8 protein-coding genes are annotated in these 16,229 nt (G+C 38.4%); 6 read left to right on the forward strand and 2 right to left on the reverse strand.

Going from position 1 to position 16,229, the window contains the following annotated elements:
• Positions 1–154: 154 nt before the first annotated feature.
• On the forward strand, positions 155–493 hold the full coding sequence (locus FRZ67_RS16805) for a response regulator (RefSeq protein WP_158638390.1): 339 nt from the start codon (positions 155–157) through the stop codon (positions 491–493).
• A 9-nt stretch (positions 494–502) separates the two neighbouring features.
• Here FRZ67_RS16805 and FRZ67_RS16810 read toward each other — a convergent pair whose 3' ends face one another.
• On the reverse strand, positions 503–904 hold the full coding sequence (locus FRZ67_RS16810; RefSeq protein ID WP_158638391.1) for a response regulator: 402 nt from the start codon (positions 902–904) through the stop codon (positions 503–505).
• A gap of 396 nt (positions 905–1,300) precedes the next feature.
• Here FRZ67_RS16810 and FRZ67_RS16815 point away from each other — a divergent pair, with 396 nt between their 5' ends.
• The 5 genes from FRZ67_RS16815 (at position 1,301) to FRZ67_RS16840 (ending at position 13,446) form a co-directional block, all read left to right on the forward strand.
• A complete protein-coding gene (locus FRZ67_RS16815; RefSeq protein ID WP_147191374.1) occupies positions 1,301–7,435 on the forward strand; it encodes a HAMP domain-containing protein in 6,135 nt (2,044 codons plus the stop codon).
• 369 nt (positions 7,436–7,804) lie between these two features.
• Positions 7,805–9,022, forward strand: a complete 1,218-nt coding sequence (locus tag FRZ67_RS16820; RefSeq protein WP_147191377.1) for a sensor histidine kinase — start codon at positions 7,805–7,807, stop codon at positions 9,020–9,022.
• A 1,048-nt stretch (positions 9,023–10,070) separates the two neighbouring features.
• Complete coding sequence (locus tag FRZ67_RS16830; RefSeq protein ID WP_147191381.1) at positions 10,071–10,643, forward strand: RNA polymerase sigma factor; 573 nt, start codon at positions 10,071–10,073, stop codon at positions 10,641–10,643.
• On the forward strand, positions 10,631–11,896 hold the full coding sequence (locus FRZ67_RS16835; protein WP_147191383.1) for a porin family protein: 1,266 nt from the start codon (positions 10,631–10,633) through the stop codon (positions 11,894–11,896). The genes FRZ67_RS16830 and FRZ67_RS16835 overlap by 13 nt, the downstream gene beginning before the upstream one ends.
• Before the next feature lie 350 nt (positions 11,897–12,246).
• Positions 12,247–13,446, forward strand: coding sequence for a lactonase family protein (locus tag FRZ67_RS16840; RefSeq protein WP_147191385.1), 1,200 nt, complete (start codon positions 12,247–12,249; stop codon positions 13,444–13,446).
• A gap of 414 nt (positions 13,447–13,860) precedes the next feature.
• Here the strand turns inward: FRZ67_RS16840 and FRZ67_RS16845 are convergent, their stop codons facing one another.
• Entirely contained in the window at positions 13,861–15,912 is a 2,052-nt protein-coding gene (locus tag FRZ67_RS16845; RefSeq protein ID WP_147191387.1) for an alkaline phosphatase D family protein, read from the reverse strand.
• Between the last annotated feature and the right edge of the window lie 317 nt (positions 15,913–16,229).

Raw genomic sequence — 16,229 nt, forward strand, 5'->3', positions numbered from 1 at the left:
TAGATATTTCGGTTTGGTTAACGTTGTGTAAAAACAGGAATCGACTTTAAATCTTAACAAAAAAGCAGATTATAAAATTGAAATTAAACGTTGTAATCAATCATGAATGTACAAATTATTACCTTTAGCATTCAACATAATAAATGCCATAAAAATGAAAATCCTGATAATTGATGATGAGGAAGACTATTGTATGCTGATAAAAGATTTTTATTCTTCAAGGAACTGCGAAACACAAATGGCTCACACTTTGAAAGATGGCTTGCCTTTACTGGAAATTTTTTCCCCTGAAATTTTATTTCTTGACAACAATCTTCCGGATGGTTCAGGATGGACATTTGTGGATACCATTCTGAATAAAAATCCTGGGTTGCGAATTCATTTGGTTAGCGCGTATAAGCCTGAAACAAAAAATATTTCATCGCTTGATAAAGTAAAAGTTTGGGAAAAACCAATCTCACTTAAAAATCTTGCAGAGATAATACAAGTATAAAGGACAGCATCATAAACTACAAATGGAAAGTATATATATCAGCATATCTTTCAAAGACTGGATAGTAGTAGGTTTTACGAGATAATCTAAAGCACCGGCATTAATACAACGTTCTTTATAATTAACAGCACCGGAAGTGCTCCATACAACTTTAGGTATATTTGCAAAATGCCTGTTCGAATTAATCCTCTTTAAGATTTCTTCTCCCGTTAATTCGGGCATATTATAATCAAGCAGTATCAAACATGGCAGATTAGCGCCAGCCATTTCACTGAGCGTATGTATAAGTTTCATTCCGGTATCTGCAAAATGCAACTCAACGGGTTTGTTAAGATCTTTAATTATATCAGAGAGTATTTCCTGGTCATCTATGTCATCTTCTCCGATTAATATTTTTGAAGGGGCATTCACTTTTTTCGAAATTTAGTATGCAAAGTAGAGTATTTACAAAAATTATTATTCAATAACCCACTAACATTTTATTATTCCGGGAATAAACGAAGATTTGAGTATTATTTAAAATACCAGCGAAAGTACTTTATAGCATCGTCCCTTGCGTCGCAAATCGACGAAGGAAATTCGCGAACACAAAAGTAAAATAACAAATACGTGAGCAATCACTTCATCTGTTTATATTTTGGGCGCATGGTTTAGCAAAAAGTTTAATTCATAATCAGGTAGATGCAAGGGTTGCGACGCAACCGGGATCAATCAGGCACTAAAGCTGGTATCATAATTATTTTATCCATACCCGGGACTCAGTTATTTATTTCTCTTTTCGTAGGTTTGAACCACAATATTCATTTTATGAAGACACACAAAAGACAACTACAGCCAAATTTGGAAAACACTGAAACCGCAACTATTGATGTTCCCGTTAAAAATAAAAATGGCAGTGGTAAAAAAGCAAACACATCCGCTAAGGCGGCGGATGCCCAATTGAAAGATGATAATGAGCTGGATGTAAAATCTCTACTAAGGATACTTTCAGAAGTAAAGAATGGCAACTTTAATGTTAGAATGCCAATCGATGAGGTTGGCATTAGCGGCAAAATATGCGACACATTGAATGATATAATTGTATTAAACGCAACACTTGTTGAAGAGCTAAACCTTGCAAGAAATACAATCGGAAATAAAGGAAAACTTAACCATCGCGTAGAGCTTCCAAAATCAGCACGCGGCTCATGGAATTCTGCTGTTGAATCTATTAATACACTCATCTCTGATCTTGTACATCCAACAATTGAAATAGCGCATGTAATAAGTTCTGTGGCAAAAGGCAATCTTTCACAGGAAATGCCTTTGCAGATCGGCGACCATATGCTTGAAGGAGAGTTTGGTCGTATTGCAACAGAAGTAAACGACATGGTAAAACAATTGAATTTGTTTTCCATGGAAGTTACCCGTGTGGCAAGAGAAGTTGGTTCGGAGGGAATTTTAGGAGGACAAGCTAAAGTAAAAGGTGTAGCTGGTGTATGGAAAGATCTTACAGACTCTGTAAACCAAATGGCGGGTAATCTTACTGCGCAGGTAAGAAATATCGCAGAAGTAACTACCGCCGTTGCAAAAGGAGATCTTTCAAAGAAGATCACTGTAGATGTACAGGGAGAAATTCTTGAATTAAAGAATACCATCAATACCATGGTGGATCAGTTGAATTCTTTCTCATCAGAAGTTACCCGTGTGGCAAGAGAAGTTGGTACGGATGGAAAGCTTGGTGGACAAGCTGAAGTAAAGGGTGTTGCAGGTACATGGAAAGACTTAACAGATTCTGTAAACCAAATGGCATCTAACCTTACAGGTCAGGTAAGAAATATCGCAGAAGTAACTACTGCCGTTGCGCGGGGTGACTTATCAAGAAAAATTACAGTGGATGTAAAAGGAGAAATTCTTGAATTGAAGAACACCATTAATACAATGGTGGATCAGTTAAATTCATTTTCTGTTGAGGTAACTCGTGTTGCAAGAGAAGTAGGTTCTGAAGGAAAACTTGGCGGACAGGCAACAGTAAAAGGAGTTGGCGGTGTTTGGAAAGATCTTACAGAATCTGTAAACCAGATGGGATCGAATCTTACGGCACAGGTAAGAAATATTGCAGAGGTAACGACCGCTGTTGCAAATGGTGACCTGTCAAAAAAAATCACGGTAGACGTAGAAGGAGAAATCCTTGAATTAAAAATTACCATTAATACAATGGTTGACCAGTTAAACTCTTTTGCATCTGAAGTAACACGTGTGGCACTTGAAGTTGGTACTGAAGGAAAACTTGGTGGACAAGCTAAAGTACAGGGTGTTGGTGGTACATGGAAAGACCTTACTGATTCTGTGAACCAGATGGCATCAAACTTAACAGCACAGGTTAGAAACATTGCAGAGGTAACAACAGCCGTTGCCAACGGAGACCTTTCTAAAAAAATTACGGTGGATGTTGCAGGTGAAATTTTAGAGTTAAAGAAAACCATCAACACAATGGTTGACCAGTTAAACTCTTTTGCATCTGAAGTAACACGAGTTGCGCTCGAAGTAGGTACAGAAGGTAAGTTAGGAGGTCAGGCAAAAGTGCAGGGTGTTGGTGGTACATGGAAAGACTTAACAGAATCTGTAAACCAGATGGGATCAAATCTTACTGCACAGGTAAGAAATATTGCAGAAGTAACCACTGCTGTTGCAAAAGGAGATCTTTCAAGAAAAATTACGGTGGATGTAAAAGGAGAAATTCTTGAATTGAAGAATACTATCAACACAATGGTGGATCAGTTGAATTCATTTGGTTCGGAAGTATTCAGGGTAGCACGAGAAGTAGGTAGTGAAGGTAAGCTTGGCGGACAGGCCGATGTGCCCGGTGTAGAAGGTTTATGGAAAGACCTTACGGATTCTGTAAATAAAATGGCTTCTAATCTTACTTCGCAGGTAAGAAACATTGCAGAGGTAACCACAGCCGTTGCCAACGGTGACTTATCACGTAAAATTGAAGTGGATGTAAAAGGTGAAATTCTTGAATTGAAGAACACTATCAACACCATGGTGGAGCAGCTTCGTGCATTCGCATCAGAAGTAACACGTGTTGCAAGAGAAGTTGGTACGGAAGGCAAGTTGGGCGGTCAGGCAAATGTGCCGGGCGTTGCGGGAACATGGAAGGATCTTACGGACTCTGTTAACCAGATGGCTGGTAATCTTACGGCACAGGTGAGAAACATTGCAGACGTTGCAATTGCAGTTGCAAACGGAGACATGTCAAGAAAAATTACGGTGGATGTACGCGGAGAAATTTTACAATTGAAGGAAACGCTAAACACGATGGTGGATCAGCTTCGTGCATTTGCATCTGAAGTAACGCGTGTGGCACGTGAAGTAGGTACAGATGGTAAACTTGGAGGACAAGCATTTGTGCCAGGAGTTGCCGGAACATGGAAAGACCTTACAGATTCTGTGAATCAAATGACAGGTAATCTTACATCACAGGTAAGAAATATTGCAGAAGTAACGAAAGCTGTTGCGTCAGGTGACCTTTCAAAAAAAGTTACGATAGATGTTAAAGGAGAAATCTTTGATTTGAAAAACACGATCAACACTATGGTTGACCAGCTCAACTCTTTTGCATATGAAGTAACACGTGTTGCGAGAGAAGTTGGCACTGAAGGTAAATTGGGAGGTCAATCCGAAGTACAGGGTGTTGCAGGAACATGGAAAGATTTGACAGATTCTGTAAATATGATGGCATCAAACCTTACCAACCAGGTACGAGGTATTGCAAAAGTTGTGACTGCTGTGGCAACCGGAAATCTTAAGCAAAAATTATCGATAGTATCGCAAGGAGAAGTTGCTCAGTTAACAGATACGATCAATGAGATGATTGATACGTTGGCTGTGTTTGCAGACCAGGTTACCACTGTTGCACGCGAAGTGGGGGTAGAAGGAAGACTGGGAGGACAAGCAAGTGTGCCTGGCGCATCTGGCATCTGGAAAAACCTAACAGAAAACGTTAACCAGTTAGCAGAAAATCTTACTACACAGGTGCGTGCAATTTCTGAAGTTGCATCTGCTGTAACGAAAGGTGATCTTACTCAAATGATTCGTGTGGAAGCAAAGGGAGAAGTTGAAGAATTGAAAGATACCATCAACCAGATGATTGCTAACCTTAAGCAAACAACACTACGTAATCAGGAACAGGATTGGTTGAAATCTAATCTTGCACAGTTTACGCAAATGTTGCAGGGTCAGAAAGATCTCAATACTGTTACAAGACGTATTCTTTCAGAACTTGCCCGTGTTGTTAATGCCCAAAAAGGTATGTTCTATATATTAGAACAAAATGAAGCACAACAAATACCTAAATTAAAATTATTCGCTGCTTATGCTTTTGGTGAAGAAGTGGAGGCATCAAAGGAATTTGCTTTGGGGGAAGGATTAGTTGGTCAATGTGCACTTGATAAGGAAAGAATTTTATTGACAAATGTTCCAAAGAATTATATTAAAATAAACTCCGGTTTGGGTAAGGCATCACCTGTAAACCTCATAGTGTTGCCTGTGTTATTTGAGACGGAAATTAAGGCGGTTATTGAGCTTGCATCCTTTGATACTTTTAGTCAAACACACCTTGACTTTCTAAGTCAGCTTACAGAAAGTATCGGTATCGTGCTTAATACTATTGAAGCAAACTCAAGAACAGAAGATCTTCTTGAACAATCACAATCGCTCGCAGACGAATTAAGAAGAACAAATGAAGAGTTGCAGGATAAAGCACACCTTCTTGTAAAACAAAAAGAAGAAGTGGAAGCAAAAAATAAAGAAGTAGAAGAAGCAAGAAAATCTTTGGAAGAGAAAGCTGAACAGTTGCAGCTTACCTCTAAATACAAATCTGAATTTCTCGCCAACATGTCTCATGAATTGCGTACGCCTTTGAACTCACTTCTGATACTTGCACAACAATTATATGAGAACTATGAAGGTAACCTTTCAGAGAAACAAATTCGTTATGCTAAAACAATTCATAGTTGCGGTGATGATCTTATCCAATTGATTAATGATATTCTCGATCTTTCCAAGATCGAATCAGGTTATATCTCAACAGACTTTATTAATCTGCGCTTTAATGAAATAACCGCATTCGTAGAAACAACCTTTAAGCACATTTCAGAAAACAAGAATCTTCGATTTACCATTGAAACGGATGATAAACTTCCTGCGAGTCTTGAAACAGATGCACAACGTTTGAACCAGATACTGAAGAATCTTCTTTCAAACGCATTCAAGTTTACAGAAAAAGGTGAGGTTAAATTCAAGATATATGAAGCGAATCACAACTGGAAACAAAGTCACCCTGGCCTGGATAATGCAGTCCGTGTAGTTGCCTTTGAGATCAGGGATACAGGTATCGGAATTTCAAGAGATAAACAAAACATCATTTTCGAAGCATTCCAACAGGCAGAAGGATCAACAAGCCGCAAATATGGAGGAACCGGTTTAGGTCTTTCCATTAGTAGAGGCCTGGCAGATTTGCTTGGTGGTTCAATTGAATTAGAAAGCGAAATGGGGCATGGAAGTACATTCACTTTATTCCTTCCTATTAACTATAACCCTGCAGCTGTAAAAAAAGAAAAACAAAGTACACTTACCATCAGTGAGTACAAGCTTTCAGAAACAAATGATGATATTTCTTTACAATCAGTGCCAACAATAAAATTTGCAGAACCAAAGGATCTTGATGCACTAAATGAGATCATTAATGATACAGGTGATGACCGCAATAATATTGTTCATTCTGACAAAGTAATACTTGTAATTGAAGATGATATCCGCTTTGCAAAGATCATGGTAGAGAAGGCACATGAGTTGGATCTTAAGGTTGTTGTCGCTACCAATTTTGCGGATGTATTTGATCTTACTAACAAATTCAATCCAATCGCTATAACACTTGATGTGAAACTTCCTGATGCAAGCGGATGGAGGATTATAGATCTCTTTAAAAACGATATTAACTTCAGGCACATCCCGGTACATCTTATTTCAGGTGAAGAAAACAGGTTACTTGCCATGCAGAGAGGCGCACGAAGCTTTAACCTGAAACCATTGAAAACAGAGGCTTTGAATATTTTGTTTACTGATATTATCAATTATAATAACATTCAAACAAAAAAGCTTCTCATCGTTGAAGACAATGAACTGGATTCTTCACAGATCGCAAGAATACTTGATAACGGAGATTTGATCTCGATTGAAATAGCAAGTTCAGGTAAAGAAGCATTGCAGCTGATAACAAACAACCAGTATGAATGCATAATTGTTGATTTCATGTTGCCTGATATTGAAGGCTTCCAGTTCCTTACAGAGATCAATTCTATCAGGAAATCGCAAATGACGCCAGTGATAGTTTATTCTGCAAAAGATTTTTCTGCTAAAGAAAGAAGCCAGTTAAAACAATATGCAAACAGGATTCTATTAAAAGATGTAAGCTCTCTTGATCTTTTGCTTGAAGAAACTGTTCTCTTATTGCACATTAATCAAAAAGACCTGCTTCCTGAAAAACGTAAGCTCATAGAAAACTTACGTTCTAATAAAGACATCCTCACTGCAAAGAATGTACTTGTTGTAGATGATGATGTGCGCAATCTTTTTGCATTAACAACTGCATTCGACAGGTTTAACATCAATACAATTACTGCAGAAAGCGGACGTGAAGCAATGCAGATTTTATCTGAACATCCGCACATTGATATTGTATTGATGGATATAATGATGCCTGAAATGGACGGATACGAAACAACTCAAAAAATAAGAAGAGAACATAAGAACACTTCTTTGCCGATTATTGCAGTTACTGCAAAGGCAATGAAAGGTGACAGGGAAAAATGTATCGAAGCCGGCGCTTCAGATTACATTACAAAACCATTAAAAATAGATCAGTTACTTTCATTGATGAGGGTTTGGCTTTATAAGTAGCATTTAAATCATTAAGCTGTTTGAAATATTTTTTTGGATACCAGCTTAAGCATTTACCAATGTGTCTGTTATTTTATTTTGGTATTAGTGAAATGAAATTCGAGGATACTTTTAAAAATAAAGGACTAATCCTCAATGCCGCGATTTTTTTGTTATGAACTGCGGCATTTTATAGCATCGCCTGTTGCGTCGCACTCTTGTAGTTAAGAATATAATTCAAGAGTAAAAAGTCAGAATTCAAAAATGCATGCTCATTGTGAATTTTGACTTCAAGGTTCAAAACGATGAAGTGAGTGACACAACAGGCGATGATAGTAGTACAATAGTTAAGTAAATAAGAATTCTAACTTAAAATTTAAAAGCACGGTTTTGAAAGTTGCTTCGAAAGATATTAAGATTCTTGCTGTGGATGATAGGGAAGATAACCTGTTTTCTATAGAGACTATTCTTGAAAAAAATAATTATACAATTGTCAAAGCTAATTCAGGCAGGGCTGCTTTAAAGATATTACTTCATCAGCACGATTTTTCGCTGATATTGATGGATGTGCAGATGCCCGACATAAATGGTTTGGAAACTGCTAACATTATTTATCAACGGGATAAACTGAAAGATATTCCGATCATATTTATTACTGCGCACAATTATGATGATGATCTTGTTTTTAAAGGTTACAAATTAGGTGCGGTTGATTACATCTACAAACCAATTAATCCTGAATTACTAAAAGCTAAAGTGGAGGTCTTTGTTGAACTCTTCAGAAAGAATCAACAATTGATTGAACATGAAAAAGAATTGCTTGCGATTAATACCTCGCTTCAAAATGAAATTGAAGAGAGAAAATTATCTGAAGAAAAAATAAAATTATTGAATACGCAGTTACTGATCAATAATGAAAACCTAAAAACAGTAAATGAAGAATTAGACAGGTTTGCGTACGTTGCTTCCCATGATCTGCAGGAACCACTAAGAAAGATCATGATCTTCAGTGATAAAATTCTGATGGCGGATACAAAAGAGAATGTAAACAGGTATTTGCAAAAGATTGTAAGTTCTTCACAACGCATGCAATCGCTGATACAAGACCTGCTTCATTTTTCAAGACAAAATATTACTCCTTCCGATTTTACAAAATCTGATCTGAATATTATTGTAAAGGAGGCATTACATGAACTTGAAATGGAAATTGAAAAAACAAAAGCATCAATTCATGTTGAAAAGCTTCCGGTGCTTTATATTATCCCAAGCCTTATACGCCAGTTGTTTTATAACTTACTTAATAACGCTATTAAGTTTCGCCGTTCAGATCTGGCACCCTCAATAAACATACAATTGTCCTCAAAAAAAATCAATTCGATAACTTATTCTCTCATTAATGTGCAGGATAACGGAATTGGTTTTGATCCAAAATATAAAGAAGATATTTTCTCCGTTTTCAAAAGATTACACAGTTATCATGATTTTGAAGGAAGCGGTGTAGGCTTATCCATCTGTAAAAAAATCATTGAAAAACACAATGGGTTTATAAACGCCGAAAGCATCCCCGGGGAGGGCTCCAATTTTATCATCGCATTACCAAACGTTTAGCTGGCAGCATATCTATTGCTGTTATGTAACTGCATTTGAAGTTTGCCGGGAAAAGTAGCAGGATCTTTTGCAGGCAACGTGTATTTCGTGGTATTGCCTGTTGTGTCGCTTACTTATGCGTTCCAAACTTTATCGATTAGGTTATATTTTAAACTTTATGCTTAATATGTATATAGCAATAAAAAAGATTTTTCCTTTCGTTTTTTGCTTCGCCATTAACTACAATACCGATTACCAGTTTTACTTTATCAGTTGTATCAGCAGATGATGACAAATGATGCTACTTTAGGCTGGTAAAATACCTAGTCAGCCCCAGATGAAAATTAAACAGGTAAAAGATTACAACATAGGCAGCAACCGTAAGAGAGAATAATACCTTTACCCCCTGTTTTGCTGTTTCTGAATATTTTTAGCAACAGAAATAATACTACGATCAATCCCGCAACTCTTATCCAGTTCACGTTGTTGTTTAACCAGTAAGCAAAATCAATGGTATTATCAGATTGGCTCCCGGGAAGCGGCATGATAAACTAACCACGTAATACTTCTACAGCAATCAATAGCAGCAAGCAAAACATCAGCAGTAGTCGGTTCATGCTATAAATTTAAAGAGCAACACCTGAAACCAACAAAAAACAAAACAGGAGTTATTAACGTCGGGTATTCATCAAAATTTATTTATAAACCCCCAGGGTTATAGCTTATTTATAGGGTGGGCAGGGAACAATGAATACCCCGAACTGGTCGCCTGATAGTAAGAAGATAGCGTTTATCAGCAACAGTAATTTATTGAGTGAAGTGTATCCGGTAGAGAAGCAATAATTTTTTGTAAGCAAGTTTTGATACACTTGACATCACCTGTTGTCACGCTTGGCTTAACTTGCAAATAACTGCATAAGAGTTTACATTAACAGAAAATTATTTTCCTGTTGCAACCCTTTTTTAAATAAAGCGTATTCACTATTTGTATTGTTTACTGCTTTAATGGATACACTAAATCTATGGCTTTAAAATTGTGAGCTAACTTATATAAACTGTTCAGGGGCTTTTGGAAAATATAACCACGATTATAAAAGGGTGCATAAATAAAGATCATAAGTGTCAGAAGATTCTTTATGAGCATTATCGTGGCTATGCTTTAAATATTTCTTTTAGATATCTGTACAGGTATGAAAAAGCTGTTGATGCAGTAAACGATGGTTTTGTAAAATTATTCAACCATTTCCCGGAGTTTAATATTGGTGCAGATACCGATAATGAAAAAATTCTGATGGCATGGCTGAAAAAAATAATGATAAACACCTCTATAGATGCACTACGCAGATCAAGCATGATGCCTGAGATTGGTGGTATTCCTGAGTATGTGTGGGATACCCCTGATGACAGCAACAAAGCAGACCAGGTACTCTTATACAACGATCTTATCGCTATGGTAAAAAACCTGCAACCAAATTACAGAACTGTTTTTAATCTCTATGTTATTGATGGTTATTCACACACAGAAATTGCAGAAATATTGAATATATCAGTCGGCACTTCAAAATCCAGCCTTTCAAGAGCCAGAAACTTATTACAATCAGGTATAAAAAAAATGGAGGATGCAACTGCATGCAGGATGTAGGCGAACATATGGATGAATTATTCCGCAAGGCAGCAGATAATTATATGCTGAAAGAAGGAGAAAGCAACTGGAACAAAATCGCCGGTCAGTTAGAGCCTTCTGTCGTGGCGCCTGTTGTGCCCGAAACTAAAAACAAAAGAACAGGAAAACACATAATAACAGCTAATCTTCTTTTATTATGCTTTGCTTCAGGTATTTTGTTTAATAAATATGCACTTATTAATAAAGTAATACCCGTAAATACAAAACATCAAACCAATAACACAAGCGCTGACAAATTAAATGAAAGCATTTTATCACCAGGTGAAGAGAAAATACAGCAGGATAAAGTGGTAATAAATGATCAGAATAAAAACACACAGCCTTACCTTGATCACAATAGAATTACAACTGCTGCAAATCGACCTGACAAGAAAGATCAATTGATTTACACGCCAGGCATTAAATATAATATTGCCCGTATTGATGATAAAAATATTCCTCATATTAAAAACTTTCCTGCTTCGGACAATAAAATAGATAATGAACAAGTAACTTTAATTCAGTCCCCGGAACTACTTACTGTATCAAACCATAAACCTGTTGACGCAAAACAAACCTTATCTAATGACAGTGCATCAAATAACCCGGCAATTAAGCTGACGGTGAAAAATAAACATGGTATGTATTATGGCTTACTGGCAGGTGCAGGTTTTACTACTGTTAAAAGCCAAAGCTTTACCAAACCTGGTTTTGATATAGGTATTGCCGCAGGCTATCAGTTATCCGCAAGATCATCGGTAGAAATAAATGTATTGTACACGCATAAATATTATTACAGTGATGGTAAGTATTTCAGTATGGATAAAATGAAAAATGATATGCCACAGGATATGAAAATCATGAGTGTTAAAGGCAATAGCAGCATTATTGAAATACCATTAAAATTCAGGTATAACATAGTTCAGGGAACAAACAATGCAGTATATGCTTCTGCAGGAATATCATCTTATATACTGGTTAATGAGAAAAATAATTATACTACCTCAATCAATGGCAACACGGGTAATATGCATAGCAATTATACAAACACATCAGGATACTTTGCGGGTGCATTTAATATAAGCGCAGGTTATGCCCACAGCGTAGGAAAAAATAATACAATACGTTTTGAACCTTATGTAACAATACCTGCAAAGGGCATCGGTATTGGTAGTCTTCCTGTTTCAACTTCAGGTGTGCATGTATTTTTTACAATAGCCCCGCACAAATAAATCATACCACAAAATATTGCTCAATTATTTTATGCGGCACAAGTGTGCAACGCAACGAAAGTCTAATACATGTGCCAAAGCACGGCACAAAAAAAATATTTATTTACTGCAACGCTTTTATAAATGCGGCGTATGTACTTGTTATAGCACTTCGTTTTATACGTATAAATCCATTGCTGACCATTGAAAAAATCAGCTTGTTAGTTTACAACCCGTAATATCAAACCGGTATAGAATAACAGGTGTACTCAATTAAGAAATAAACATTAGATATTCCTTCAATAAAACGGAATGTGCAGTTATTGCCAATCCTGCAGGTAAATTTTTAACAACATCAAATAAAAACAATTATGAAAAAGACGCAAGCACTTACGGCTATCGCTATGTCTATGCTTTTATTCAGCGCATGTAAAAAAGAAAATGAATTATCTAAAGTGCAAGGTGTTGTAAGCACATCTCTGCAGGACATGATAAGCGAGCATGGCGCCAATCCTGATGAAGCTATCTTTGCTGCAAATGCAGCAGGAACAGGTGGCGGGCATCTTTACACACAAAGCAATGCAGCGGAACAAAACACAATATGGGTATTTAGCCAAAGTGCAGATGGTATGTTAACCAAACAGCAGGAAGTTAATTCAGGTGGTGCAGGTTATGGTGCAGGGCTTGGATCACAAGGTGCACTGATATTAAATGAAACACATAGCTTGCTCTTTGCAGTAAATGCAGGTGATAATACAGTGTCTTCCTTTAGCGTTGCTGCAGATGGCAACCTTACATTAAAACATACTGCGGCATCAGGTGGTGCAAAACCAAACAGTGTTGCAGTACATGGAAACATTTTGTATGTGCTTAACACAGGTAGCTCTTCTATCTGTGGTTTTGCAATCGGTTCCGATGGTGAGCTCACCAAAATAGAAGGCTCATGGCATGCATTAAGCGATACTGCAGTTGATGCACCACAGATAAGTTTTGAGCCTACAGGTCAGGCACTGTATGTTACAGAAAAAGCAACCAATAAAATAGATCGCTTTACACTTAACCCAAATGGTGCTGTTGCATCTGCAGACTTTATGCCTTCTACAGGCGAAACACCTTTTGGTTTTGATTATGCCCGCAATAAAAAATTCCTTGTTGTATCTAATGCGGTAATGGGTCTTGCAGACGCAGGATCATGTACTTCATATAGTCTTTCTGCAAACGGAATGCTTAACGACAGGAATGGCGCGGTTGCCAATAACCAGGGTGCACCTTGCTGGGTTGGTACTACCAAACATGGAACTTTTGCTTATGTGGCTAATACCGGTAACGGAACATTGTCCTCATATTACATCTCAGAAACAGGCAATCTTTATCTTATAAATGCTGCTGCAGGCGCAGCCGGCCTGTCAACAATAGATGTAATAGTAAGTTCAGACAACCGTTACACTTATGCAATAGGTGCGGCTTCGCATACACTGGAGGGGTTTGAAAGAAAACCTTTCGGTCAGCTCAATCATATCGGCACTGTTTCATCACTACCTGATTTTGCAGCGGGTCTTGCTGTTTATTAAAAAACTCTTCTTATAATGCAAGAGGCTGCTCTTTTAGAGCAGCCTCTTTGTTTACAGGGTTCATCTGTAAAATAATTTGATGAGTGAAGGTTATGTTACAGAAAGAAATAATTTTTTTATTGGCAAGCTTTGGCACTTATGGCATCGCCTGTTGTGTCACTCACTTGTACGTTTGTAATATATCGTCATAGCGAAGACAACAGCATGGGTTTGTGTATTGAGTTGTCTGTGGCTTTTTGTAAGAAATCAACTTTTTTATTTTAAAGAATAGTTTGCTATTTGTAATGCCAAATGAAATTGTGTAACCGCTAACAACCTGGCCCAATCTTCTGAAAAGGCTGCTGCTAATCTTTGATCAATTACTTAAGCATTTATTATAAATACCTGCACAGGGTTCTCTGCGGGTAATGACTTTCAGACGCAATACCTCGGGTCGCCTTCCAGGATTTCCTGTTCAAGCTTAGGCGCCTCTCCAGCTTTCCATAAACGGGTGCGATGCACAACCCGGTAAACCAAAGGTCCACCATCAGGGCGCTCATTGCGTTCAAAAGGAATAGGTATGCATACGAACTCAGTCGAAAGCTCATCGGAAGTGGCGGTTACTAAACCATAACCGTGACCACCAAAATCGATAAATGATAAATGCGGTGCAACGTCAGGGTTGCGTATCGCACGGGCTTGCTTCATATCTCCGGTCTCCTTCAACTTTAAGGTCGAAAGCACTCCATGCATAGCAGTAACATTCATAGAAGGGATCACAGTACCATCGGGTTGATCGATCAGGTGCAGTACACGTTTCGGATGGTCTTTGGCCATGGTTACTTCCATTACTTCAAACAGCGTTTGCTGCGATATAGAGCCGGTAATAAATTCAACGCCCAGTGGCTCGTACTGCTTAGGTGGCAGCGCTTTCGAGGCTAAACCGGCGTGAAACGCATGACGGTCACCACCAACAACACAAAAGCCTGTTATCTTGTTATCACGTATAAAATCAAAGATGATGTCTTTATCACGAAGAAAGCGATTGTCTATTACTGCGTAGCCTGCATCTTTCGGCCACTTACTTCCTAATTCACCGGGCAGGTTTTGATAATCGCTTCTTACTTCCATAGTGCCAAAACCATGTCCCCATATTTTCCAGCGCGCAGTTGAAGTTCCTAACTGCTCTAACGCCCAGTCTCTTTGCTCCTTGCCCAAATAAGTCTGGGCATGTACATCTTTTGTAGGGTTTGGTATATCCTTTCCATTAAAACGAATGGTATCAGGTGGATTGTCGTTATTATAATGACGACCGTAATTCATGATTTCAAAAGGAATTTGCGCATCAACCCTGGGATATTCAGGCACAGCAAAATCATCGGTGGACATATCAGGAGAACGGAATGACCAATTATCTGTCAACAGCAGATCAACATTTTTACCCCATCGCAATACGCGCCGTATATTCAGGCTGTGTATCGCCACCAGGTTATTAGGCTCTTCACTAAGTCCGTCTTCGTTGAAGGTTTCCATTGGTGTGTCCACCACAGCAGGGGCTATAAAATGTTCAAGCTTTGGGTTGCCAGGCTGTTGCACCATGGCAGGTATAAACTCCCACCAGGCCTGGTTGGCAGAGATTTTCTGGTTTTGTGCAGGAGCATTGTAGCCGCCTCCTGCAACATACTCACTCTGGTATCCTGCCCAGGCAAATTCGTGGTTATCCCAGATACAAACAAATGGCCAACGGGCACGGGCATCCTGCAGATCAGGGTCCTCCAGGTACGCACGGTAGAGTGTACGATAATCTTCCAAAGTAACGGGGAGATGAAAATTACTAACCTTTCTACCCTGCGGAAACTTATACAGGTCTCTTATGCGGCGGCCACGGTTTCCATTCGGGTTATCTTCTGCATACCAGGTTACTTCGTAAATAAAGTCACCCAGGTGCAATACAAAATTTAGTTGCTGCTCCCTGGGGCGTGCCTCATCTTCAAAGATCATCCTGCGGTAAGCATTCAGCCCAGCTTCGTTAGGGCATTGGCAGCTTACAAACGTAAAATGAACAGGAGTATCAGCATCGTTGGCGGGTGCTGTTATAGTACGACCGGTGCGGCTGGCGAAACCATGCTCATCAATAAAACGGTACCAATACTCATGGTGGGGTTTTAGATCTTTTGCCAGGAAACGGCATGTCCAGTCTGAATCAGCACTGATATTCGCCGTACCGCCTGCATGTATTTTTTTGAAATCATCCGTTGTTGAAATTTCAACAACCAGCTTTTTAGCAGTACTATCTTTTAGAGGAGGGCGTCTCGTCCACAGGATCACGCTGTTGGCTGTCGGGTCACCCGATGCTACACCTTGTGGAAAGAGATCACGGCGCTCCGTTGCCGGCGTGGGAAGTTTGTTTGCCCAGCCTTTTTTTGTCGCTATAGCGAAGCCGGCAAAGAAGGATGATTGTAAGAACTTACGGCGGCTTAAATTCATGTGGTTTTAAATATTATCCTTATAAATTTAATCAACCAAACACTTGCCAGCAAAACAATATGATATACGGCTGGAACATAAGTCAAAAGTCAAAAGTGAAAAGTGAAAAGTCAAAAAGAAAGAAGATCGTTATAGCGAAGACAACAGCAGTCATCATTATTATAAAGGATAATTTTTGTAGCCAGCTACGGCATTTCATGGCATCGCCTGTTGTGTCACTCACTTGTACAGATATGTAAAAGCAACTTTCAAAACCAGAAGCCTTGTACTGCGTATTTGTTTTAACGAAACGCTACATTTTTATTTATTACATTTAA

This window comes from Panacibacter ginsenosidivorans (assembly GCF_007971225.1).
In the GTDB taxonomy this organism is placed as follows: Bacteria; Bacteroidota; Bacteroidia; order Chitinophagales; family Chitinophagaceae; genus Panacibacter; species Panacibacter ginsenosidivorans.